Source organism: Streptomyces sp. TRM70350, from assembly GCF_019219825.1.
Lineage (GTDB): Bacteria > Actinomycetota > Actinomycetes > Streptomycetales > Streptomycetaceae > Streptomyces.
Window position 1 is genome coordinate 89,946 of record NZ_JAHUXH010000002.1, and the last position, 22,256, is coordinate 112,201.

Genomic DNA, 22,256 nt, shown 5'->3' on the forward strand with positions numbered 1-22,256 from the left:
CCACCCGAAACCGGCCGAAAGTTGACCGCGACCTGAGTGACCTGCACCTCAGACCGCACTCCTCAGACCGCACCCCTAGTCTGCCTCCAGCTCTGCCTCCAGCTCCTCGGCGGGCTCCTTCTCCTCCGGCTCCTCCGGCTCCTCCGGCTCCTCCGGCCGCTCCGGCAGCTCCGCCGCCAACGCCGCCGCGGCCTGCACCAGGGGCAGCGCCAGCAGACCCCCAGCGCCCTCCCCGACCGACACGCCATGGTCGAGCAGCGGCTCCAGCGCCATCCGGTCCAGCGCCTTGGCCTGCCCCGGCTCCCCGCTGTTGTGCCCGGCCAGCCACCAGTCCGGCGCCCGGAACGCGATCCGCTGCGCCACCAGCGCACACGCGGCCGCCACCACGCCGTCCAGGATCACCGGCGTCTTGCGCACCGCGCACTGGAGCAGGAACCCGGTCATCGCCGCGACATCGGCCCCGCCGACCGTCGCCAGCAACTGCAGCTGGTCCCCGAGCACCGGCCGCGCCCGCCGCAACGCGTCCCGGATCGCCGCGCACTTGCGCATCCACGCCAGGTCGTCGATGGCGAGCCCGCCCCGCCCGGTCACCACCGACGCGTCGGTCCCGCACAGCGCGGCGACGAGCACCCCGGCCACCGTGGTCCCGCCCACGCTCAGATCGCCGAGCACCACCAGATCCGTACCGGAGTCGGCCTCCTCGTCGGCCACCGCGACCCCGGCGCGGAACGCGGCCTCGGCCTCCTCGGCCGTCAGCGCGTCCTCGATGTCGATCCGCCCGCTGCCACGCCGTACCCGGTGCTTCACGACATCCGCGGGCAGCGTCTGCGGATCGCAGTCCAGCGCCATGTCCACGACCCGCACCGGCACGCCGAGCCGCCGGGCCAGCACGGACACCGGGCGGCCGCCCCGAAGCACCTCCCGCACCAGCTCCACGGCGCTCCCCGCGGGCCGCGTGGACACCCCCAGCTCCGCGACACCGTGGTCACCGGCGAACAGCACCACCCGCGGCCGTTCCACCGCCCGCACCGGTACGGCACCCTGTGCCGCGGCCAGCCACTCACCCAGGTCGTCGAGGCGCCCCAGCGAACCGGGCGGCACGATCTGACGCTCCCGGCGCGCCTCCGCGTCGCGGCGCACCCCGCCGTCGGGGCGCTCGATCAGATCGGTGAAGTCGTCGAGATTAAGCGAGCTCATTCGCCGAACAGTACCGGCCCCGATCGAACAGGACCGCGCCACATGGCGACCACGACCCCACGACGTCGTTGCACCCAAGATCGCGATCCCATACGTTCCGTTTTGCAGCGGATTGTCGTACGCCCCTCCCCGCCCTGTCCGTCGCGCCCCGGGAGCCGCCCATGTCGTCGTCCGCCCCTCTCGCCGCACCGGAGATCGACCTGCGCCGCGCCACGTACCTCGCCGAACTCGCCCAGGGCACCGAGCGCTTCCACGCACCGCGCCGCGACAGCTGCCCCTGGTGCGGCGGGCAGCGCCTGACCACGCGCCTGACGGCACCCGACGTGATCCAGCGCAAGCCGGGCACGTTCACCCTCGACGCGTGCGACGACTGCGCGCATGTCTTCCAGAACCCCGGTCTCACGCCGGAGGGCATGGCGTTCTACCACCGGGACCGGGACCAGTACGAGCGCCCGCCCTCCCGGCGCCGCAACCGGCAGCGCGTCCGGGCGATGCTGCACCTCCCGGAGCCGGAGAGCTGGCTGGACGTGGGTACGGGCGACGGCGACTTCCCGGCCGTCGCCCAGGAGCTGCTCCCGTACACCTCCTTCGACGGCACGGACCCCACCCCGCGCGTCCTGCGCGCCCGCGCGACGGAACGCGTGGAGGAGGCCTACGTCGGGCACCTCACCACCCCAGGCCTCCTGGCCCAGCTGCGTGCCCGCTACGACGTGGTGAGCGTCTTCCACCGCCTGGAACAGTGCCCGTCCCCCCGCGAGGAACTCCTGGCGGCGATCGCGGCACTCCGCCCCGGCGGACACCTCATCCTCGAACTGACCAACCCGCACAGCGCGTTCGCCGCACTCCTGGGCAAGTGGTGGCCCGGCCACGCGCAACCCGGCCAGGTCCACCTCATCCCGCTCCCCAACGTCCACAAGGCCCTGGAATCCCACAACTGCACGGTCCTCGCCACGGACGAGTGCACCCCCCACACCCCCACCGACCTCGCCACGGCGGCAACCCGAGCCCTCGCCCAGGCCCTCCCTTCCCCCGACACCCCCTGGCGAGCCACCCCGCCCACCGTGCTGCAGCACACCGCGCGCGCAGCCCTGACGCCCGCGACCATCCCCGTACGCCTGACAGCGGCAGCCCTGGACCACACCCTGGCGCCCGTGCTGCGCCGCACCGGCTTCTCCAACGCGTACCGGGTGATCGCCCGCAAGAACCCGGTGCCGTAGGGCACGGGCGCCCCCCTCAGCCCCGCAGCACCACGGTCTGCCCCGCCACCACCAGCAGCACCTGCTCGCACTCACTCGCGAACGCCGCGTTCAGGCGCCCCAGTTCGTCCCGGTACCGTCGGCCGGACGCCGTGGCCGGGACGATGCCGGAACCCACCTCGTTCGACACGGCGACCACCACCCGCCGCGTGCCCCGCACCGCCTCCGTCAGCGCGTGCACCCGCTCGCGCAGCGCCTTCTCGCCGCCGTCCGCCCACTCCGCGTCGTCCCACGCCCCGACGGCGTCCATCGCGTCCGTCAGCCACAGCGACAGACAGTCGATCAGCAGCGGCGGCCCGTCCTCCGCGAGCAGCGGTACCAGGTCGCACGTCTCCACCGTCCGCCACGACCCCGGCCGCCGCTCCCGGTGCGCGGCCACCCGCTCCGCCCACTCCCCGTCCCCGCCCCGGGTGCCGCCCGTGGCGACGTACAGCACATGGGGGAACGCCTCCAGCCGCCGCTCCGCCTCCACCGACTTGCCCGACCTTGCCCCACCCAGCACCAGCGTCCGCCGCGGCACGTCGGGCACGTCCTCGTACGCCCCGACCGCCAGACTCACCCCGTCCGGCACGGCCCGCGCCCCCGCCGCGGCCAGCCGCCGCCGCAACTCCGCCCCCGGCGGCACGTCGTGATCCAGGTGTACGGCGATGACGTCCGTCGTGGGCCCGACCGCCCCCACCGCCCGCAACCGCGCCAGCGCGTCCGGCCGCCCCACGACGTCCGCGAGCACCATGTCGTACGGCCCCGCCGCCACGCCCCCCTCCTCCAGCCCGGCCGGGGCACACCCGGGCGGCAGATACACCAACCGCTGCCCGTCCGGCCCGGTCACGGCGTACCCCGTGCCCGGCGCGTCCATCGCCAGCGCCCGCACCCGATGCCCCGTCAGCAGCGCCAACTCCCGCCCGTCCGGCACCCGCCCGGGCTGCGGCAGCCCGGCCGGCACCTCCATCGGCGGCCCGTTGTGCGGATGCGACAGCAGCACCTGCCGTACTCCCGCCAGCGACCGGCCCGCCCGCGCCGCCGCGAACGCCGCACCCGGGGTCAGGTCGAACAGCATCGCCCCGTCCACGAGCACGGCCGTGGCCGCCCGCGCCTCCGCGCCGAGGGCGGTGGCGCAGGCAGCGCAGGGACAGTCGGGACGAGGGAGTCCCGCGGGGGCGCCGGTGCCGAGCAGAGTCAGTTCCACGATCCGATTTTCGCCGCTCATCGCCTGCCCTGCGCGCGCGGGACGTGGTGGGGGGCGGGTGGTGCTGCTCGTGTTGGGTGTCTGGGGTGCTGTGCGGGGCATCTGGGGTGCCCTGAGGGTCCCGGCGGTGCCGCCCGTCTTGCCCCCGGGACGCCGTAAGGGGCTCCTCTTGAGCCAGGACGCCCCTACCGGCACGGGACCGATCCATGAGCGGCAGCCCCCGGCGGCCGGCGCGGTGTGACCGATCCCCCGCCGTCCGACAACGGCTCACCCAGCGGAGCGCATAGGCTCGGGGCGGGAGCCGGATCAAGGTCCGGTTCCGGCTCTGCAGGTGCTGACAGCTGGGAGGCGTACATGGTGGCATGGACGTGGCGGTTCGAGAAGGCCGACGGGACGGAGGTCCAGCCCGCGGTGCAGCCCGAGGAGTTCACCACGCAGGGCGACGCCGAGTCCTGGATCGGGGAGCACTGGAAGGACCTGCTCGCCGGAGGCGCGGACCAGGTACGGCTGTTCGAGGACGGCACCGAGATCTACGGGCCGATGAGCCTGCACGCCGAGCAGGCCTAACGGGACGGGGCGGGGCGGCCCGCGCGGGCCGCCCTTGTCACTGCTCGCCCAGCGTCACCTCCACGGTCCGCTCCCGGCCGTTCCGGCTGAACGTCACCGTCGTCCGGTCCCCCGGCCGCAGCGGCGCCAGCGCCTCGGCGAGTGACGTGATGGTGGTGATGTCCGTGTCACCCAACCTGGTGATGATGTCCCCGGACCGGATGCCGGCCTTGTCCGCCGGCCCGCCGGAGCGGACCTCGACGACGGCCACCCCGGCGGGCCGGTAGTCGTCGTTGAGGACGGTACGGCCCGTGATGCCGAGCGCCGCCCGCCCCGATTCGGTGACCCGGCCCTCCTCGATGATCTGATCGGCGATCGTCTTCACCGTCGACGCCGGGATCGCGAACCCGATCCCGGGCGCCGGAACCTCCCCGATGCCGGGGTCGGTCGCGCCCAGCGTCGGGATGCCGATGACCCGCCCGGCGAGGTTCACCAGCGCGCCCCCGCTGTTGCCCGGGTTGATGTCCGCCGACGTCTGCACCATGTTGGCGATCGTCACCCCCGGACCGTCGTCGCCGGATGCCGTGACGGTCCGTCCGGTCGCCGACACGATCCCCTGCGTCACGCTCGACGACAGCCCGAGCGGCGACCCCATCGCCAGCACGATCTGTCCGACCTCGACCTTCGTGGAGTCCCCGAAGGTCGCCGGCCGCAGTCCCTCCGGGGGCCGGTCCAGCTTCACCACGGCCAGGTCCTGCTCGGGGTACGAGTAGACGAGCCGGGCGCGGAGCTGCTCCTCGCTGTTGGCGGTCGTCACCTGGAACGTTCGCTGCTCACCGACGACGTGCGCGTTCGTGACGATGTGGCCCTCGTCGTCGTACACCACTCCGGAGCCCAGAGCAGTGCGGCCCTGGATCTGTACGACCGACGGCAGGACGTTGCTGATCACCCTCTGGTAGGCGTTCTGCAGTTCGTTCGCCACCGTCGGCGCGGCGGTCGGCGTGGCCGTCTGCTCGGGCTGCCCCGCCGGGCCAACCCCGGTGCACCCGGAGACGGAGACCAGGACGAGGCAGCACAACAGACCCACGGCGAGGCGCGGCGCCCGGAAAGGGGGAGCTTTCATGCCCCGAGTCTGGCTTCCGGGCCGGGATGAGGGCCCGCGCTGTACGCCCGAACGGGCTCAGGGCCTGTCGTTCGGATCATGCCGGTGCCGATTCGGCAGCGCCCCGCGGGGGCGCGGGGAACTGCGCCACCGGCCACGAAGGGCCCGCAGCCGATCGACAGCCCGTCGCGGCACTTCCCGCGGGGCGCTCAGCCGCGTACCCCGCACAGATGCAGCAACGCCGCGACCCCCCGGTACGGATCCGTCCGCCCGGCCCGCTCCTCCACCGCCAGCAGCGTCTCCACATCGGCCGGGACGTCCGCCCCGTCCGCCGCCGTGTCGGTGAAGACCCGCACGCCGTACCAGGCGTGCAGCGGCGCCCCGATCCCGGCGAGCGTGGCCGTCAGCGCGGCCAGCCGGTCGGCCCGGACGTCGAGGCCCAGCCGGTTCCGGTACGCCGTGGTGTCGAAGGCGGCGAGCGCCGCGGCCCAGTCGCCGGACAGCCCCGGACGGATCGCCAGCGCGTCCCCGTTGCGCACCAGCAGCGACAACAGCCCGCCCGGTGCGAGCATCCGCGCCAGCCCCGCCAGCAGCGGATCGGGATCGTCGACGTACATGAGCACGCCATGACAGAGCACGACGTCGAAGCTGCCGGGCAGGAAGTGCACGCCCGTGTCCCGGCCGTCCCCCTCGATGAGCCGTACCCGCTCCCGGATCCCCTCCGGCTCCTCCGTCAGCGCCGACCGCGCCGCCGCGAGCATCGTCGCGTCCTTCTCTATGCCGGTCACCTGGTGCCCGGCCCGGGCCAGCCGCAGCGCCTGCGTGCCCTGGCCCATCCCCACGTCGAGCACCCGCAGCCGCTGCCCGACCGGGAACCGCCCGGCTATCTGCTCGTCGAGCTGCCGGGCCACCAGTTCCTGCCGTACGACGTCACGCAACCCGCCGAGCCCGCTCAGCCGGGCGTCCGCCGCACCCCCCGGGAAAGACGTCGCGCTCAGGGCCGCTCTCCGCGCTTGACCTGCGGCTTGGGCAGCCGGAGTCGGCGCATCTGGAGGGAGCGCATCAGCGCGTAGGCGACCGCGCCGCGCCTGTTCTCGTCGGGGAAGCGCTCCGCCAGCCGCTTCTTCAGCCGGAACCCGGTGACGAACGAGTCCAGGACGATGAGCACGATCACCACCAGCCACAGCAGCAGCGCGATGCTCTGCAGCGCCGGCACCCGCACCATGCTCAGCACCAGGATGACCACGGCCATCGGCAGGAAGTACTCCGCGATGTTGAACCGCGAGTCGACGAAGTCGCGGGCGAACCGGCGCACCGGACCCTTGTCGCGCGCCGGGAGATACCGCTCGTCACCGCCCGCCAGCGCCTTACGCTGCCGCTCCAGCGCGGCACGCCGCTCCTCGCGCTGCCGCTTGGCGGCCTCCTTGCGTGTCATCGACGTGTTGGCGACGCTGCGGCGCTGGGACTGGGCCTCACTGCGCTTGGGCGTCGGCCGGCCCTTCGGGGCCTGCGGGTCACGGGGCTGCTTGGAGTCGGTCAGCTGCGCCTGGGCGGCGCCGGCGGCCTTCTCTTCTTTGGCACGGCTACGGAACACAAAACCCAAGGGTACGGGGTCCCGGGGCATGGACCCCAGTCCCGCGGGGAACGATCCCGCAACACCAGTCGTCTCTAAGGGGACAGAGGGGACGATGTGTACGCCTTCGGGCCCTCGGGTCATACCCAGGGGTCACCTACTCCCTAGGCCGGAGCAGGAGCGCACTCAGTCGTCCTTGGGGATGAGCGCATCCGTCCCCGAACAGTGCGGTAATGGATGCAGGGCCCGTACTGTGGGTTCTGTCGCAGAGCTGTGAGCTGGAAGTCCGTCAGAAGGGGGCGCGCGAAGCCCATGAGCGGTGTCATGAAGCGTATGGGGATGCTCTTCCGCGCGAAGGCGAACAAGGCCCTTGACCGGGCCGAGGACCCGCGCGAGACCCTCGATTACTCGTACCAGAAGCAGCTGGAGCTGCTCCAGAAGGTCCGCCGTGGTGTCGCGGACGTGGCGACCTCGCGCAAGCGCCTGGAGCTCCAGCTGAACCAGCTGCAGACCCAGTCGACCAAGCTGGAGGACCAGGGCCGCAAGGCGCTCGCGCTGGGCCGTGAGGACCTGGCCCGTGAGGCGCTCTCCCGCCGGGCCGCCCTCCAGCAGCAGGTGACGGACCTGGAGACCCAGCACGCGACGCTCCAGGGCGAGGAGGAGAAGCTCACCCTGGCGGCCCAGCGCCTCCAGGCCAAGGTCGACGCCTTCCGCACGAAGAAGGAGACGATCAAGGCGACGTACACGGCGGCCCAGGCGCAGACCCGGATCGGCGAGGCCTTCACCGGCATCTCCGAGGAGATGGGCGACGTCGGGATGGCCATCCAGCGGGCCGAGGACAAGACGGCCCAGCTCCAGGCCCGGGCCGGCGCGATCGACGAACTGCTCGCCTCCGGCGCGCTCGACGACCCCACCGGCATGGCCAAGGACGACATCCAGGCCGAGCTGGACCGGCTCTCCGGTGGTACGGATGTAGAGCTGGAGCTGCAGCGGATGAAGGCGGAGCTGGCCGGAGGCACCGGTGGCCAGCAGGCCATCGAGGGCGGCAAGGACCAGTCCCAGTCCCAGACGCAGTCCCAGCAGCAGCCGCAGGACACTCCGCGCTTCGACAAGCAGTAGTCACCCACCGGAGGGCGACATGATCGTACGGATCATGGGGGAGGGGCAGGTGAGGCTGGCCGACAGCCACCTCACCCAGCTGAACAAGCTGGACGACGAGCTCCTGGCGGAAATGGAGCACGGCGACGGTCCCGGCTTCCGCCGCACCCTCCAGGACCTCCTCACCAAGGTCCGCGAAATGGGCGAGCCCCTCCCGGACGACTCCCTCGAACCCTCGGACCTCATCCTGCCGTCCCCCGACGCGACGCTGGAGGACGTCCGGGAGATGCTGAGCGACGACGGCCTGATCCCGGGCGGCTGACAACCCCGTACGGTTGACAGCCGTGAGCACCCTCGAAAGCGCCCGGCGCGGGCTGAAGGCACACCCCACGGCGCTGGACGCGGCGCTGGCGGCCGGCGTACTGGTCTGCATGGTGGCCGGCTCCCTCGTGGACCCGCACGGCAAGCACGGCGTCGACTGGGTGCTGCGCACCCCGGACATCCTCAGTCTCGTCCTCATGGGGCTCGCCGCCGCCGCCCTGGTGTTCCGCCGCCGCGCCCCCATGCGGGTCCTCGGCCTCACCGGCACCCTCTGCGTCGTCGAGTTCGTCACCGGCGACCCCAGAGCCCCCGTCGCCATGTCCGCCGTGGTCGCCCTCTACACGGTCGCCGCCACCACCGACCGCTCCACCACCTGGCGCGTCGGCCTGCTCACCATGACCCTGCTGACCGGCGCCGCCATGCTCGCCGGACCGCTGCCCTGGTACGCCCAGGAGAACCTCGCCGTGTTCGCCTGGACCGGCATGGCCGCGGCCGGCGGCGACGCGGTCCGCAGCCGCCGGGACTTCGTGCACGCCATCCGCGAGCGTGCCGAGAAGGCCGAACGCACCCGCGAGGAGGAGGCCCGCCGCCGGGTCGCCGAGGAACGGCTGCGCATCGCCCGCGACCTGCACGACGTGGTCGCCCACCACATCGCCCTGGTCAATGTGCAGGCCGGGGTCGCCGCGCACGTCATGGACAAGCGGCCCGACCAGGCCAAGGAGGCCCTCGCGCACGTCCGCGAGGCGAGCCGCTCCGCGCTCAACGAACTGCGCGCCACCGTCGGCCTGCTCCGCCAGTCCGACGACCCCGAGGCCCCGACCGAACCGGCCCCCGGCCTGGACCGCCTCGACGAACTGGTCGGCACCTTCCGCAGCGCCGGCCTGCACGTCGAGGTCGCCCGCGCCGACCACGGCACCGACCTCCCCGCCGCCGTCGACCTGGCGGCGTACCGCGTCATCCAGGAAGCCCTCACCAACGTCCAGAAACACGCCGGTACGGCGGCGAAGGCCGAGGTCAGCGTCGTCCGCGTGGGGCCGAACATCGAGATCACGGTCCTCGACAACGGCTCCGGCGAGGACGACGGCCCCGGCTCCGGCGGCGGCCACGGACTGCTCGGCATGCGCGAACGCGTCACCGCCCTGCGCGGCACCCTCACCACCGGTCCCCGCTACGGCGGCGGCTTCCGCGTGCATGCGATCCTTCCGGTCAAGACCCGCACCGCCCCAGCGAAGGACCCCGTATGACGATCCGTGTCCTGCTCGCCGACGACCAGGCGCTGCTGCGCAGCGCCTTCCGTGTGCTCGTCGACTCCGAGCCCGACATGGAAGTGGTGGGGGAGGCCTCCGACGGCGCGGAGGCGGTACGGCTGGCCAAGGAGCAGCGCGTCGACGTGGTCCTGATGGACATCCGGATGCCCGGCACCGACGGGCTCGCCGCCACCCGCATGATCAGCTCCGACCCCGGACTCGCCCACGTCCGGATCGTCATCCTGACCACCTTCGAGGTCGACGACTACGTGGTGCAGTCGCTGCGCGCGGGCGCCTCCGGCTTCCTCGGCAAGGGCTCCGAACCGGAGGAGCTGCTCACCGCCATCCGGGTCGCGGCCGGCGGCGAGGCGCTGCTGTCCCCGGCCGCCACCAAGGGCCTGATCGCCCGTTTCCTCGCCCAGGGCGGCGACCTCCACGACACCGACCGCGACCTCGCCCGCTCCGAGCGGCTGGACGCGCTGACGGGCCGGGAGCGCGAGGTCCTCGTCCAGGTCGCGGGCGGCCACTCCAACGACGAGATCGCCGAACGTCTGGAAGTCAGCCCGCTGACGGTGAAGACGCACGTCAACCGGGCCATGGCCAAGCTGGGCGCCCGCGACCGGGCGCAACTGGTGGTGATCGCGTACGAGTCGGGGCTGGTTCGTCCAAGGGTGGACTGACCCCGAGCTGTCTGCAATGCGGCCGGAGCGCAAGTGACCAGGCCGGAGGGGGCCGCACCTCAGGTGCGGCCCCCTCTTCACGCGGTGCACCGCCGGAGGCTACGGCAGTGCCAGCATCCGCTCCAGCGCCAGCTTCGCGAAGGCCTCCGTCTCCTTGTCGACCTCGATGCGGTTGACCAGGTTGCCCTCGGCCAGGGACTCCAGGGCCCAGACCAGGTGGGGCAGGTCGATGCGGTTCATGGTCGAGCAGAAGCAGACCGTCCTGTCGAGGAAGACGATCTCCTTGCCCTCCGGCGCGAAACGGTTCGCCAGGCGGCGGACCAGGTTCAGCTCCGTGCCGATGGCCCACTTGGAGTCGGCCGGGGCCGCCTCCAGGGTCTTGATGATGTACTCCGTCGAGCCCACGTAGTCCGCCGCCGACACCACCTCGTGCTTGCACTCGGGGTGGACCAGCACGTTCACGCCGGGGATGCGCGCGCGCACGTCGTTGACGGAGTCGAGGTTGAAGCGGCCGTGCACCGAGCAGTGGCCGCGCCACAGGATCATCTTCGCGGCCCGCAGCTCGTCGGCGGTCAGGCCGCCGTTCGGCTTGTGCGGGTTGTAGACGACGCAGTCGTCGAGGGTCATGCCCATGTCCCGCACGGCGGTGTTGCGGCCCAGGTGCTGGTCGGGCAGGAACAGCACCTTCTCGCCCTGCTCGAACGCCCACTCCAGGGCCCGCTTGGCGTTGGACGAGGTGCAGATGGTGCCGCCGTGCTTGCCGGTGAACGCCTTGATGTCGGCGGAGGAGTTCATGTACGAGACGGGCACGACCTGCTCGGCGATCCCGGCCTCGGTCAGCACGTCCCAGCACTCGGCGACCTGCTCGGCCGTCGCCATGTCGGCCATCGAGCAGCCGGCGGCCAGGTCGGGCAGCACGACCTTCTGGTCGTCGGACGTCAGGATGTCCGCGGACTCGGCCATGAAGTGCACGCCGCAGAAGACGATGTACTCGGCCTCGGGGCGCGCGGCCGCGTCCCTGGCCAGCTTGAAGGAGTCGCCCGTGACATCCGCGAACTGGATGACCTCGTCGCGCTGGTAGTGGTGGCCGAGCACGAAGACCTTGTCGCCCAGCTTCTCCTTGGCCGCCCGGGCGCGCTCGACCAGGTCGGGGTCGGACGGCGAGGGCAGGTCGCCGGGACACTCGACGCCGCGCTCGCTCCTCGGGTCGGCCTCGCGGCCGAGCAGCAGCAGGGCGAGGGGCGTCGGCTGTACGTCGAGCTCCTGGGTCTGGGCGGTGGTCACGACACGCACCCTTTCTGTTCTGCGGCTCGCCGACCCGGGGGGAGCCGGATCGGCGGGACATACGGGACACCTTTTCGACTTTTCGTCGAAATGACGCTATCTATCATAACCGCTTCACGTCAGTTTGACGATGGCCATAGCGTCGATGTGACGTGAATCCTGACACCTCCCAGTCGTACGGCGTTGTCCGGTTGTCCACAGGCTGCTGTGCGCTCACGGAGGCATGTGCGAGCATGAAGAGGACGCCAAGGAGAAAAGACACGGGCCCGCCCCGGAATGAATCCGCGGCCCCGCCGGTTGCAACCGTCGGCAAGCAGTCTCCGTACAACCCGGGAGAGATGTAGATGTCCGTATCGGACGAGACCACCACCGTCACCGACGGCATCATCCTGACCGACGCCGCCGCGTCCAAGGTCAAGGCGCTGCTCGACCAGGAAGGCCGCGACGACCTCGCGCTGCGCGTCGCCGTCCAGCCCGGCGGCTGCTCCGGCCTGCGCTACCAGCTCTTCTTCGACGAGCGCTCGCTCGACGGCGACGTGGAGAAGGACTTCGGTGGGGTCAAGGTCGTCACCGACCGGATGAGCGCTCCGTACCTGGGCGGCGCCACCATCGACTTCGTGGACACCATCGAGAAGCAGGGCTTCACGATCGACAACCCGAACGCGACGGGTTCCTGCGCCTGCGGCGACTCCTTCAGCTGAGCCACGCGTTCAGCCGAGCCACGCGACCCACAGTGAAGGCGGCGGCCCCCCTTGTGCGGGGCCGCCGCCTTCGTGCTGCCGTGCCGGCTACCCGGGAAGCCGGGCTCCCGGCTTCAGCAGCGGAATGCTCTCGCCGTCCGAGCCGACCACCTTCCGGTCACCGAGCGGCTCGTCCAGTTGCACGGTCCGGTAGTGGACCTTGGCGATCAGGATGCAGACCTTGTCCGGCCACGGCTTCTCGGTCACCGTCACGGTCACCTTGTCGGGCCCCTCGACCGCCTTGGCCTCGTAGTCGGCGCATACCCCGCCCGTGAAGCTCACGGTCAGCTCCCGGCCCTCGGCGGTGTAGCCCTCCACCCGGACGTCCCGGGTACGCGGCGCGTCCCCCGGATCCGACGGCCGCGGACTGGACTCCCCGCCCCACCGGGTCAGGTACTTCGGGTCGATCGCCGGATACGTCACCGTGAAGCCGTCCTGCGCCCCGGGCGCCCGTACCTCGAACAGCCAGGACGGCACCAGCGCCGGCCGGGCGTCCACCGTGTGCGAGGCCAGCCCGAACACCGCGTCCTCGACAACGATCCGTTCCCGCGGGGGCGGCGCGGTGCGCGCCTCTTCGCAGGGCTCGTCCTCCTCCAGCGGTACGGGCCCGGTGCAGCCGCCGATCCCGCCGCGCGGGGTGGGCGCCTGCGCCGCGTTCATCAGCTCCAGCGTCCGCTCCGCGCTCAGCACGGGGTACGTCGCCCCCTTCACCGGCGCCGTCAACTGGCCGCTCGCGGCCACCACCTCGCCCTGGGCGCCGACCGTGACCCCGGTCGGCCAGCCGTACGTCGGCAGCCCGCCGACCACCGGATCGGCGTTCACCACCCGCCGCGCGCCCATGACCTGGCCGGCGTCCACCTTGGCGGAGTCCTGCCCGACCGCCTTCAGGATCGGCGCGGCCGCCTTCCTCGCCGCCTCCTCGCTCACCGGATCGGCGGAACCGGCCGAGGGGTTCTTGGCGCACGCCGTGGTGCCCTGGCAGTTGTCGGTGCCGGGGGCGTACCGGTGGAAGGTCCAGGTGCCGGGCGCCTGCCGGTTCACCTGGAGGCCGGGGCCCTGACCGTCCTGGCCCCCGATCCTCCAGGCCTGCCCCTCGGCGACCGGCGTCCCCGCGAGGTCGAGCGCCTCGGCGAGCCGCGCCACCTCCTCCTTGGTGACCTCGCCCTGCGGCCAGTGCACGGCCGCCGAGCGCGGGCCGGTGGGGAGGCGGTCGTCGGCCCAGTAGGTGACGCCGTTCGGGTCGGGCTCGCCGGGCGCGATGCCGTTCGGGGCGCCGGAGGAGTAGCCGTCGAGGGCGAGCGGCGGGGGAGTGCCGTTCCCCGCCGGGGCACCGGGCCCCGTACCGCCGCCGGAGCCGCCCCCGGCCGACGCCGTGAGGTAGGCCCCGCCGCCTCCGACCAGCAGAACGGCGGCGGCGACGGAGGCGATGACGGCGGGGGAGCGGCGGCGGACGGGGCGGCGGGCGCCGGGCGCGTCGCCCTCGCCCGTGCGGGCGACGCCCCGAGCTGCGCTGTGCTGGTCCTGAGCTGTGCCGGGCTGGTCCTGAGCTGCGCTGGGCTGGTCCTGAGCTGGGCTGTGCTCGTTCTGAGCTGTGCCGGGCTGCTCCTGAGCTGGGCTGTGCTCGTTCTGAGCTGGGCTGTGCTCGTTCTGAGCCGTGCCGGGCTGGTCCTGAGTCGCGCTGTGCTCGTCCCGAGCCGCGCCGCGCTCGCCGCGCTCGCCGCGGGCGACGTCCGGCTCGTCGCGGTCGACGCCCTCCTCGGCATCCTCCGAGGCCTGCGCCTCCTCCGAGGCCTGCGAGCCTTCTGAAGCTTGCGCGCCGATGGAGGTTTGCGCGCCGATCGAGGCCTGCACGCCGACGGAGGCTTCGGCGTCCCGTGAAGACCCCGCGTCCCCCGAGCCCGACGCCTGCTCTGAGGCCTGCGCGCCTCCCGGCGCCTGCGTCTGCTCCGAGCCCTGCGTCTGCTCCGAGGGCTGCGCGCCTCCCGGCGCCTGCGCCTGGCCTGAGCCCTGCGTCTGCTCCGAGCCCTGCGCCTGCTCTGAGGCCTGCGCGCCTCCCGACGCCTGCGTCTGCTCCGAGCCCTGCGCCTGCTCTGAGGCCTGCGCGCCTCCCGACGCCTGCGTCTGCTCCGAGCCCTGCGTCTGCTCTGAGGGCTGCGCGCCTCCCGACGCCTGCGTCTGCTCCGAGCCCTGCGTCTGCTCCGAGGGCTGCGCGCCTCCCCGCGCCTGCGCGCCCCCCGAACCCTGCGCGTCCTTCGAGCCCCGCGGGGAGGTCCGCGGGCTGTCCCGCCCGTCGTCGGTCGGCTCGGCGGCGCCGGTCCCGCCCGCGACGTCGTCGTCGTTGTCGGGTCGCTCGGTGTTCACCGCATCGCTCCTTCGGCTGCACAGCTCACGCTGGTGGGTCGTATCCCGTATCCCCTTTACGGGGGACAGCGATGGGACGCAGCGGGGGAGCGCGCGGTTCCCGGAGCGGTCGGCTCAGTCGCCGTAGTCCGACATCGCGTCCAGCAGCCGGGCCGACTTCGGCGGCACGGTCACGCCGTGGATCAGCGACGGCGGGACCGGGCGGGTGGCGCCCCGTTCGGGGGCCGACCAGTGCGGGACCATCCGGGCGCAGTCGCCGCGCAGCGAGGCCAGGTCGCCTTCCAGGTCGGCGGGGGTGGGGGCCGGGTCGTCGAGTTTCGTCATAGCGGCACCGTAGGCACGCCGGGGCGGGCGAAGAAAGATCTACTATCGGGTAGTTTTGGCGGCTTCGCAGTCGTCCGCCGTCCTTTTGTCGACACCTGGCCGACTCCTGGCCGTCCCCCCACACCATCCGGCCATCCGCTTCAGCGCCACCGCCGCAACCGGGTAGCGTGGATCGCCAACCCCCTCCACCCGGGAGATTCCACGCCGTGCGCATCGCAGTCACCGGCTCCATCGCCACCGACCACCTCATGACCTTCCCCGGCCGTTTCTCCGACCAGCTCGTCGCGGACCAGCTGCACACGGTCTCGCTGTCGTTCCTGGTCGACAAGCTCGATGTCCGCCGGGGTGGCGTGGGCGCCAACATCGCCTTCGGGATGGGCCAGCTCGGCACCCGGCCGATCCTGGTCGGCGCCGCCGGCGCCGACTTCGACGAGTACCGTGCCTGGCTGGACCGGCACGGTGTCGACACCGCCTCCGTGCGCATCTCCGAGACCCTGCACACCGCCCGCTTCGTGTGCACCACGGACGTCGACCACAACCAGATCGGCTCCTTCTACACCGGCGCCATGAGCGAGGCCCGCCTGATCGAGCTGAAGACCGTCGCGGACCGCGTCGGCGGCCTCGACCTCGTCCTGATCGGCGCCGACGACCCGGAGGCGATGCTCCGGCACACCGAGGAGTGCCGCTCCCGCAACATCCCGTTCGCCGCCGACTTCTCCCAGCAGATCGCCCGCATGGACGGCGAGGAGATCCGCATCCTGCTGGACGGGGCGACGTACCTCTTCTCCAACGAGTACGAGAAGGGCCTCATCGAGAACAAGACCGGCTGGAGCGACGAGGAGATCCTCGGCAAGGTCGGCCACCGCGTCACCACCCTCGGCGCCCGGGGCGTCCGGATCGAGCGGGCCGGCGAGGACCCGGTCGAGGTCGGCTGCCCGGAGGAGGAGCGCAAGGCCGACCCCACCGGCGTCGGCGACGCCTTCCGCGCCGGTTTCCTGTCCGGCCTGGCCTGGGGCGTCGGCCTGGAGCGCGCGGCCCAGGTCGGCTGCATGCTGGCCACGCTCGTCATCGAGACCGTCGGCACGCAGGAGTACGCGCTGCGCCGCGCCCACTTCATGGACCGCTTCACCAAGGCGTACGGCCATGACGCCGCCGCCGAGGTCCGGGCCCACCTGAACTGAGCTGACTACGCCCGTCGGCGGACCACGTAGGCGACGCCGTGGTCCGCCGGTTCCTCACCCACGTACTCCTGCCCGCGCATCGCGCACCACGCCGGGATGTCCAGCCGCGCCGCCTCGTCGTCCGCGAGCACCCGCACCGTCCCGCCCACCGGCACGTCCCCGATGACCTTGGCCAGCTCGATCACCGGGATCGGGCACAGCTTGCCGACCGCGTCCACGACGAGCGCGTCCTCCCGTGCGACCGTGCTGGGCGTCGGCGCCCCGAGCTTCTCCCGCACCGCCGCGACCGACCCCGGCAGCACCTGAAGGAACCGGTCGACGTCCTCCTCCGCCGCCCCGAGCGGCAGCGACACCCGCACGTTGCCCTCGCTCAGCACCCCCATCGCCTTCAGCACATGGCTCGGCGTCAGCGTGCTGCTGGTACAGGACGACCCGGACGAAACGGAGAAACCGGCGCGGTCCAACTCGTGCAGCAGCGTCTCCCCGTCGACATAGAGACACGAGAAGGTGACGATCCCCGGCAGCCGCCGCACCGGATCGCCCACCACCTCGACATCCCCCAGCAGTTCCGGAACCCGCGCCCGGATCCGGTCCGTCAGCTCCCGCAGCCGTACCGCCTCCTGGGCGGCCTCGGCCCGTACGGCCCGCAGCGAAGCCGCCGCCGCGACGATGGCCGGGATGTTCTCGAACCCGGCGGCCCGCCCCGACTCCCGCTCGTCCGCGGGCCCTTGCGGCGCGAACCGCACCCCCTTGCGCACCACCAGCAGCCCCACCCCCGACGGCCCGCCCCACTTGTGCGCACTCGCCGTCAGCAGCGACCAGTCACCCTCCACCGGCCCCCACGCCAGCGACTGCGCCGCGTCCACCAGCAGCGGCACCCCGGCCCGACGGCACACCGACGCCACCTCGGCCACCGGCTGCACGGTGCCCACCTCGTGGTTGGCCGACTGCAGACACGCCAGCGCGGTCTCGGGCCGCAGCGCCTCGGCGTACGCCTGCGCACGCACGGCGCCTTCGCGGCCCACCGCCACCTGAGTGGTCGTACCGCCGTCCGCCTCGTGCACCTCGGCCGCATGGAGCACCGAGGAGTGTTCGACCGCTGACACGATCAGGTGGCGCCCGACGCGCCGACGCCCGGCCAACGCGCCCGCGACACCGGTGTGCACGGCCCGCGTCCCGGAGGAGGCGAACACCAACTCGTCCGGCCGACACCCGACAGCCTCGGCGGCGGCCTCCCGAGCGGCGTCCAGCAGCATCCGCGCCCGCCGCCCCTCCCGGTACATCCGCGCGGGGTCGGCCCACCCTTCGTCGAGGGAGGCCTGCAGCGCCTGCCGGGCAACAGGATGAAGAGGAGCAGCGGAGGCGGCGTCGAAGTAAGCCATACGCCAACGCTAGAACGCCGTGTGGATCGGCGTCCCTCAGGGGCACCGGGAACCGCGCGACACGCCACAGCGAACCCGCAGCCGCCAAACCAGCGAACCACCCGAGCTACTAGGCACCCCTCCTCGCAAACCCCCGGAGGGCGTCGGCTAGGGTTTGGTCCGCATAAACATCCAAACCCCTGCCCGACGCAGGGCGGCGACCGACCAGCGAGAAGGCCGCAGCCAACAAGCGCGGGCGAGACTCTCGGGAAGGCGCTACGTGAGTCCCAACGGCTCCGACCGCTCGCCGCGGCGCCCGATGCGGCGGAAGCTGCTGCAGGCACTGACCGCGGGCCTGGTCCTGGCGACCGCCACCGGTTGCACATGGGAGGACTTCCCCCGCCTTGGTATGCCCACCCCCACCACGGAAGAGGCGCCGATCGTCCTCTCCCTGTGGCAGGGATCCTGGGCTGCCGCGCTCGCCGTCGGCGTGCTGGTGTGGGGCCTCATTCTGTGGAGTGCGATCTTCCACCGGCGCAGCCGCACCAAGGTCGAGATCCCTCCGCAGACCCGGTACAACGTCCCGATCGAGGCGCTGTACACGGTGGTTCCGATCATCATCGTCTCGGTCCTCTTCTACTTCACGGCCCGCGACGAGTCGAAGCTCCTGGACATGTCCAAGAAGCCCGACGTCACGGTGAACGTGGTCGGCTTCCAGTGGAGCTGGTGCTTCAACTACATCGAGAACGTCGAAGGTTCCACCGGCGACGCCAAGACCGCCGAGGAACTGGACGCGGTCCCGGACCGCTACAAGAAGGACTTCCCGGACAACGCGGGCGGTGTCTACACCTGCGGTACGCCCGGTGAGCGCAACCCGCAGACCGGCAACCCCGGCCCCACGCTGTGGCTCCCCGAGGGCAAGACGGTCCGCTTCGTCCTCACCTCGCGTGACGTCATCCACTCCTTCTGGGTGGTGCCGTTCCTGATGAAGCAGGACGTCATCCCCGGCCACGCCAACGCCTTCCAGGTGACCCCCAACAAGCAGGGCACCTTCCTGGGCAAGTGCGCCGAACTGTGCGGCGTCGACCACTCCCGGATGCTGTTCAACGTGAAGGTCGTCTCTCCGGAGCGCTACGAGCAGCACCTTCAGGAACTCGCCCGCAAGGGCCAGACCGGTTACGTTCCCGCCGGCACCGAGCAGACGGACCACGAGAAGAACCGGGAGGTGAACATCCTGTGAGTATCGTCAACGAACCCGCAGGCGCGGCCGAGGCCGGCACTTACCAGAACGAACTGCCTCTCCGGCGCAAGCAGCCCGGCAACGTCGTGGTGAAGTGGCTGACGACCACCGACCACAAGACGATCGGCACGCTGTACCTGGTCACGTCGTTCGCGTTCTTCGTCATCGGTGGCGTGATGGCGCTCCTCATGCGCGCCGAGCTCGCCCGCCCGGGTACGCAGATCATGTCGAACGAGCAGTTCAACCAGGCGTTCACGATGCACGGCACGATCATGCTGCTGATGTTCGCGACGCCACTGTTCGCCGGTTTCGCGAACTGGATCATGCCGCTGCAGATCGGCGCGCCCGACGTGGCGTTCCCGCGGCTGAACATGTTCGCCTACTGGCTGTACCTGTTCGGCTCGCTGATCGCGGTGGGCGGCTTCCTCACTCCGAACGGCGCGGCGAGCTTCGGCTGGTTCGCCTACTCGCCGCTGTCGGACGCGGTCCGCTCGCCGGGCATCGGCTCCGACATGTGGATCATGGGTCTGGCCCTCTCCGGCTTCGGCACCATCCTCGGCTCGGTCAACTTCATCACCACGATCATCTGCATGCGCGCCCCCGGCATGACCATGTTCCGCATGCCGATCTTCACGTGGAACGTGCTGCTGACCGGTGTCCTGGTCCTGCTCGCCTTCCCGGTCCTCGCGGCGGCGCTGTTCGCACTGGAGGCGGACCGCAAGTTCGGCGCGCACATCTTCGACTCGGCCAACGGTGGAGCGCTGCTCTGGCAGCACCTCTTCTGGTTCTTCGGCCACCCAGAGGTGTACATCATCGCGCTGCCGTTCTTCGGCATCATCAGTGAGGTCATCCCGGTCTTCTCCCGCAAGCCGATGTTCGGTTACACGGGTCTGATCGCGGCCACCATCGCGATCGCGGGTCTGTCCGTGACGGTGTGGGCGCACCACATGTACGTCACCGGTGGTGTGCTGCTGCCGTTCTTCGCCTTCATGACGTTCCTCATCGCCGTCCCGACCGGTGTGAAGTTCTTCAACTGGATCGGCACGATGTGGAAGGGCTCGCTGTCCTTCGAGACGCCGATGCTCTGGGCGACCGGCTTCCTGATCACCTTCACCTTCGGTGGTCTGACCGGTGTCATCCTGGCCTCGCCGCCGATGGACTTCCACGTCTCCGACTCGTACTTCGTGGTGGCGCACTTCCACTACGTCGTCTTCGGCACCGTCGTCTTCGCGATGTTCTCCGGCTTCCACTTCTGGTGGCCGAAGTGGACCGGCAAGATGCTCGACGAGCGGCTCGGCAAGATCACCTTCTGGACGCTGTTCACCGGCTTCCACGGCACCTTCCTGGTCCAGCACTGGCTGGGCGCCGAGGGCATGCCGCGCCGGTACGCCGACTACCTGGCGGCCGACGGCTTCACCGCCCTGAACACGGTCTCGACGATCAGCTCCTTCGTGCTCGGCCTGTCGATCCTGCCGTTCTTCTACAACGTGTGGAAGACGGCCAAGTACGGCAAGCCGGTCGGCGTCGACGACCCGTGGGGCTACGGCCGGTCGCTGGAGTGGGCCACTTCCTGCCCGCCGCCGCGGCACAACTTCCTCACCCTGCCGCGGATCCGCAGTGAATCCCCGGCGTTCGACCTGCACCACCCCGACATCGCCGCGCTTGAGGAACTCGACCACGGCGGGCACGGTGCCAGCGCCCTCGCGGGTGGCAAGGAGGCCGGCAAGTGAAGATCCAGGGCAAGATGTTCATGTGGCTGAGCGTCTTCATCCTCGCCATGGCGATCGTCTATGGCTTGTGGTCGAAGGAGCCGGCCGGCACCACCGCCCTCTTCCTGGCCTTCGGCCTGGCCATCATGATCGGCTTCTACCTGGGCTTCACCGCCAAGCGGGTCGACACCGGCGCCCAGGACAACACGGAGGCCGACGTCGCGGACGACGCGGGCGAGCTGGGCTTCTTCAGCCCGCACAGCTGGCAGCCGCTGTCCCTGGGCATCGGCGGCGCCCTCGCCTTCCTCGGGGTGGCGGTCGGCTGGTGGTTGGTGTACTTCTCCGTCCCGCTGCTCCTGATCGGTCTCTGGGGCTGGGTCTTCGAGTACTACCGCGGTGAGAACCGCACCCAGTAAGCAGCGCCGAGCGCTCCAGAAGCCCGGACACTCCGTCAGGAGGGTCCGGGCTTCTTCGTTCTGTAAGTTTCCCCATACGAATCACTCGTCCGGATGACTCACCGCGCCGAGCTTGACGAACCTTCCTAGCGTGAAGGCATGAGCCACTCATCGCGCACCAGCAGAGTCGCCGGTTGCACGCTGGTGGTGATCGCCCTCGGCGTGGGCGTCACCGCCTGCGGCAGCGACGGCAACCCGCTGTCCGCCACGCCGTACGACGCGGCGGAGCAGATCTCCTTCAACGGCCCCACCAAGGCCGGGCAGAAGGCCGACCCGGACAAGCCCCTGGAGATCACCGTCGAGGGCGACGAGGGCCGGATCACGGACGTCACAGCCACGGACGCCGTCGGCCGCCATGTCTCGGGCGAACTCTCCGCCGACGGCGGCCGCTGGCACAGCACCTCACCGCTGGCCGCCGATGCCCATTACACGGTCCGGGTGAGCACCGAGGACGAGGACGGGGCGCCCGGCCGCCGGGTCGTCACCTTCGACACCGGCAAGCCCCGTGCCAAGCAGCGGCTGAACGTCACTTTCGGCCCCCAGGCGGGCAAGTACGGCGTGGGCCAGCCCGTCACCGCCGACCTGAGCCAGCCCGTCAAGGACAAGGCACAGCGCGCGATCGTGGAACGTGGCCTGAAGGTGGTCTCCAGCCCCGTCGTGGACGGCTCCTGGCACTGGGTCGACGACAAGAAGCTCCACTACCGGCCGAAGGAGTACTGGCCCACCAACGCCACCATCCAGGTGCTCAGCAACCTCGACGGGATCAAGATCAACGACCGCCTGTGGGGCGGCACCGCCAAGCCCCTGAAGCTCACCACGGGCGACCGCATCATCGCCGTCGCGGACGCCTCCAGCCACCACATGACCGTCTACAAGAACGACAAGGAGATCAACACCATTCCGATCACCATGGGCAAGCCCGGCTTCGAGACCCGCAACGGGATCAAGGTGGTCATCGGCAAGGAGTACTTCGTCCGCATGCGCGGCACCACGGTCGGCATCGCCGCGGGCACCTCGGAGTCGTACGACCTGCCCGTCTACTACGCCACCCGCGTCACCTGGAGCGGCGAGTACGTGCACGCCGCCCCCTGGTCCGTCGGCGACCAGGGCTCCGCCAACGTCAGCCACGGCTGCATCGGCATGAGGACCAGCAACGCCGCCTGGTTCTACGAGACCGTCCGCCCCGGCGACATCGTCAAGGTGGTCAACTCCTCCGGCCACACGATGGAACCGTTCGGCAACGGCTTCGGCGACTGGAACGTCGACTGGGCGAAATGGCGCAAGGGCAGCGCCCTGGTCACCGGCGACCCGGAGGGACCCACGGAGGTGGAGAGGGCGAGACTACGACCGCAGAGCGTCTGAACCGCGCGAGGGACCCCCAGAGGCCGCAGTCGC

The 22,256-nt window shown here is 71.4% G+C and carries 21 protein-coding genes; 12 read left to right on the forward strand and 9 right to left on the reverse strand.

Going from position 1 to position 22,256, the window contains the following annotated elements; genetic code table 11:
• Positions 1 to 75: 75 nt before the first annotated feature.
• Positions 76 to 1,197: a nicotinate-nucleotide--dimethylbenzimidazole phosphoribosyltransferase gene (gene cobT, locus KWI83_RS03785; RefSeq protein ID WP_218512814.1), complete on the reverse strand. Its 1,122-nt coding sequence runs from the start codon at positions 1,195 to 1,197 to the stop codon at positions 76 to 78.
• Between the two features lie 161 nt (positions 1,198 to 1,358).
• On the opposite strand from cobT, the gene KWI83_RS03790 reads away from it, so the two are divergent.
• Positions 1,359 to 2,414: a class I SAM-dependent methyltransferase gene (locus KWI83_RS03790; protein WP_218512815.1), complete on the forward strand. Its 1,056-nt coding sequence runs from the start codon at positions 1,359 to 1,361 to the stop codon at positions 2,412 to 2,414.
• 16 nt (positions 2,415 to 2,430) lie between these two features.
• On the opposite strand, the gene KWI83_RS03795 is transcribed toward KWI83_RS03790, so the two are convergent.
• The gene (locus tag KWI83_RS03795; protein WP_218512816.1) at positions 2,431 to 3,639 is read right to left on the reverse strand and encodes a bifunctional adenosylcobinamide kinase/adenosylcobinamide-phosphate guanylyltransferase; all 1,209 of its coding nucleotides are present in this window, start codon (positions 3,637 to 3,639) and stop codon (positions 2,431 to 2,433) included.
• A gap of 354 nt (positions 3,640 to 3,993) precedes the next feature.
• Here KWI83_RS03795 and KWI83_RS03800 point away from each other — a divergent pair, with 354 nt between their 5' ends.
• Positions 3,994 to 4,206, forward strand: coding sequence for a hypothetical protein (locus KWI83_RS03800; RefSeq protein ID WP_218512817.1), 213 nt, complete (start codon positions 3,994 to 3,996; stop codon positions 4,204 to 4,206).
• 37 nt (positions 4,207 to 4,243) lie between these two features.
• On the opposite strand, the gene KWI83_RS03805 is transcribed toward KWI83_RS03800, so the two are convergent.
• The 3 genes from KWI83_RS03805 to KWI83_RS03815 form a co-directional block, all read right to left on the reverse strand.
• The gene (locus KWI83_RS03805; protein WP_218512818.1) at positions 4,244 to 5,308 is read right to left on the reverse strand and encodes a S1C family serine protease; all 1,065 of its coding nucleotides are present in this window, start codon (positions 5,306 to 5,308) and stop codon (positions 4,244 to 4,246) included.
• A gap of 188 nt (positions 5,309 to 5,496) precedes the next feature.
• Complete coding sequence (locus KWI83_RS03810; protein WP_218513214.1) at positions 5,497 to 6,198, reverse strand: bifunctional 2-polyprenyl-6-hydroxyphenol methylase/3-demethylubiquinol 3-O-methyltransferase UbiG; 702 nt, start codon at positions 6,196 to 6,198, stop codon at positions 5,497 to 5,499.
• An 83-nt stretch (positions 6,199 to 6,281) separates the two neighbouring features.
• Positions 6,282 to 6,911 (reverse strand): DUF3043 domain-containing protein, encoded by a 630-nt coding sequence (locus KWI83_RS03815; RefSeq protein ID WP_256361750.1) that lies wholly within the window; start codon positions 6,909 to 6,911, stop codon positions 6,282 to 6,284.
• Between the two features lie 261 nt (positions 6,912 to 7,172).
• Between KWI83_RS03815 and KWI83_RS03820 the strand changes: the two genes are divergently transcribed.
• The 4 genes from KWI83_RS03820 to KWI83_RS03835 are packed head-to-tail and all read left to right on the forward strand — an operon-like array spanning position 7,173 to position 10,206.
• Entirely contained in the window at positions 7,173 to 7,979 is an 807-nt protein-coding gene (locus KWI83_RS03820; RefSeq protein WP_218512820.1) for a PspA/IM30 family protein, read from the forward strand.
• A gap of 19 nt (positions 7,980 to 7,998) precedes the next feature.
• Complete coding sequence (locus tag KWI83_RS03825) at positions 7,999 to 8,280, forward strand: hypothetical protein (RefSeq protein WP_218512821.1); 282 nt, start codon at positions 7,999 to 8,001, stop codon at positions 8,278 to 8,280.
• A 22-nt stretch (positions 8,281 to 8,302) separates the two neighbouring features.
• Positions 8,303 to 9,523, forward strand: coding sequence for a histidine kinase (locus KWI83_RS03830; protein WP_218512822.1), 1,221 nt, complete (start codon positions 8,303 to 8,305; stop codon positions 9,521 to 9,523).
• Entirely contained in the window at positions 9,520 to 10,206 is a 687-nt protein-coding gene (locus KWI83_RS03835) for a response regulator transcription factor (protein ID WP_218512823.1), read from the forward strand. Before KWI83_RS03830 ends, KWI83_RS03835 begins: the two co-directional genes overlap by 4 nt.
• A gap of 99 nt (positions 10,207 to 10,305) precedes the next feature.
• Here the strand turns inward: KWI83_RS03835 and nadA are convergent, their stop codons facing one another.
• Complete coding sequence (gene nadA / locus KWI83_RS03840; RefSeq protein ID WP_218512824.1) at positions 10,306 to 11,490, reverse strand: quinolinate synthase NadA; 1,185 nt, start codon at positions 11,488 to 11,490, stop codon at positions 10,306 to 10,308.
• A 344-nt stretch (positions 11,491 to 11,834) separates the two neighbouring features.
• On the opposite strand from nadA, the gene KWI83_RS03845 reads away from it, so the two are divergent.
• Positions 11,835 to 12,191, forward strand: a complete 357-nt coding sequence (locus KWI83_RS03845; RefSeq protein ID WP_006135694.1) for an iron-sulfur cluster assembly accessory protein — start codon at positions 11,835 to 11,837, stop codon at positions 12,189 to 12,191.
• 87 nt (positions 12,192 to 12,278) lie between these two features.
• Here KWI83_RS03845 and KWI83_RS39890 read toward each other — a convergent pair whose 3' ends face one another.
• Both KWI83_RS39890 and KWI83_RS03855 read right to left on the reverse strand, forming a co-directional pair.
• Entirely contained in the window at positions 12,279 to 14,081 is a 1,803-nt protein-coding gene (locus KWI83_RS39890; protein ID WP_374106276.1) for a hypothetical protein, read from the reverse strand.
• Positions 14,082 to 14,705: 624 nt separating this feature from the next.
• The gene (locus KWI83_RS03855; protein ID WP_218512825.1) at positions 14,706 to 14,915 is read right to left on the reverse strand and encodes a hypothetical protein; all 210 of its coding nucleotides are present in this window, start codon (positions 14,913 to 14,915) and stop codon (positions 14,706 to 14,708) included.
• Positions 14,916 to 15,121: 206 nt separating this feature from the next.
• Between KWI83_RS03855 and KWI83_RS03860 the strand changes: the two genes are divergently transcribed.
• On the forward strand, positions 15,122 to 16,096 hold the full coding sequence (locus tag KWI83_RS03860) for a carbohydrate kinase family protein (RefSeq protein ID WP_218512826.1): 975 nt from the start codon (positions 15,122 to 15,124) through the stop codon (positions 16,094 to 16,096).
• A gap of 5 nt (positions 16,097 to 16,101) precedes the next feature.
• Here the strand turns inward: KWI83_RS03860 and KWI83_RS03865 are convergent, their stop codons facing one another.
• On the reverse strand, positions 16,102 to 17,478 hold the full coding sequence (locus KWI83_RS03865; protein WP_218512827.1) for a cysteine desulfurase/sulfurtransferase TusA family protein: 1,377 nt from the start codon (positions 17,476 to 17,478) through the stop codon (positions 16,102 to 16,104).
• A 259-nt stretch (positions 17,479 to 17,737) separates the two neighbouring features.
• On the opposite strand from KWI83_RS03865, the gene coxB reads away from it, so the two are divergent.
• The 4 genes from coxB to KWI83_RS03885 all read left to right on the forward strand — a co-directional run bounded on the left by coxB (position 17,738) and on the right by KWI83_RS03885 (position 22,223).
• The gene (gene coxB / locus KWI83_RS03870) at positions 17,738 to 18,697 is read left to right on the forward strand and encodes a cytochrome c oxidase subunit II (protein WP_218512828.1); all 960 of its coding nucleotides are present in this window, start codon (positions 17,738 to 17,740) and stop codon (positions 18,695 to 18,697) included.
• Positions 18,694 to 20,427 carry a cytochrome c oxidase subunit I gene (ctaD, locus tag KWI83_RS03875; protein ID WP_218512829.1) on the forward strand — a complete coding sequence of 578 codons (1,734 nt, stop codon included), beginning with the start codon at positions 18,694 to 18,696 and terminating at the stop codon, positions 20,425 to 20,427. The genes coxB and ctaD overlap by 4 nt, the downstream gene beginning before the upstream one ends.
• Entirely contained in the window at positions 20,424 to 20,822 is a 399-nt protein-coding gene (locus KWI83_RS03880; RefSeq protein ID WP_218512830.1) for a cytochrome c oxidase subunit 4, read from the forward strand. Before ctaD ends, KWI83_RS03880 begins: the two co-directional genes overlap by 4 nt.
• A 138-nt stretch (positions 20,823 to 20,960) precedes the next feature.
• A complete protein-coding gene (locus KWI83_RS03885; RefSeq protein ID WP_218512831.1) occupies positions 20,961 to 22,223 on the forward strand; it encodes an Ig-like domain-containing protein in 1,263 nt (420 codons plus the stop codon).
• Positions 22,224 to 22,256 lie beyond the last annotated feature (33 nt).

Excerpts from the sequence above, each read along its gene's own strand:
- KWI83_RS03820 (WP_218512820.1), top strand. The coding sequence starts at position 7,173 with ATGAGCGGTGTCATGAAGCGTATGGGGATGCTCTTCCGCGCGAAGGCG.
- KWI83_RS03845 (WP_006135694.1), top strand. The coding sequence starts at position 11,835 with ATGTCCGTATCGGACGAGACCACCACCGTCACCGACGGCATCATCCTG.
- cobT (WP_218512814.1), bottom strand. The coding sequence starts at position 1,197 with ATGAGCTCGCTTAATCTCGACGACTTCACCGATCTGATCGAGCGCCCC.
- KWI83_RS03885 (WP_218512831.1), top strand. The coding sequence starts at position 20,961 with ATGAGCCACTCATCGCGCACCAGCAGAGTCGCCGGTTGCACGCTGGTG.
- KWI83_RS03825 (WP_218512821.1), top strand. The coding sequence starts at position 7,999 with ATGATCGTACGGATCATGGGGGAGGGGCAGGTGAGGCTGGCCGACAGC.
- KWI83_RS03865 (WP_218512827.1), bottom strand. The coding sequence starts at position 17,478 with ATGGCTTACTTCGACGCCGCCTCCGCTGCTCCTCTTCATCCTGTTGCC.
- KWI83_RS03790 (WP_218512815.1), top strand. The coding sequence starts at position 1,359 with ATGTCGTCGTCCGCCCCTCTCGCCGCACCGGAGATCGACCTGCGCCGC.
- KWI83_RS03805 (WP_218512818.1), bottom strand. The coding sequence starts at position 5,308 with ATGAAAGCTCCCCCTTTCCGGGCGCCGCGCCTCGCCGTGGGTCTGTTG.
- KWI83_RS03815 (WP_256361750.1), bottom strand. The coding sequence starts at position 6,911 with ATGCCCCGGGACCCCGTACCCTTGGGTTTTGTGTTCCGTAGCCGTGCC.
- KWI83_RS03835 (WP_218512823.1), top strand. The coding sequence starts at position 9,520 with ATGACGATCCGTGTCCTGCTCGCCGACGACCAGGCGCTGCTGCGCAGC.
- KWI83_RS03855 (WP_218512825.1), bottom strand. The coding sequence starts at position 14,915 with ATGACGAAACTCGACGACCCGGCCCCCACCCCCGCCGACCTGGAAGGC.
- KWI83_RS03800 (WP_218512817.1), top strand. The coding sequence starts at position 3,994 with ATGGTGGCATGGACGTGGCGGTTCGAGAAGGCCGACGGGACGGAGGTC.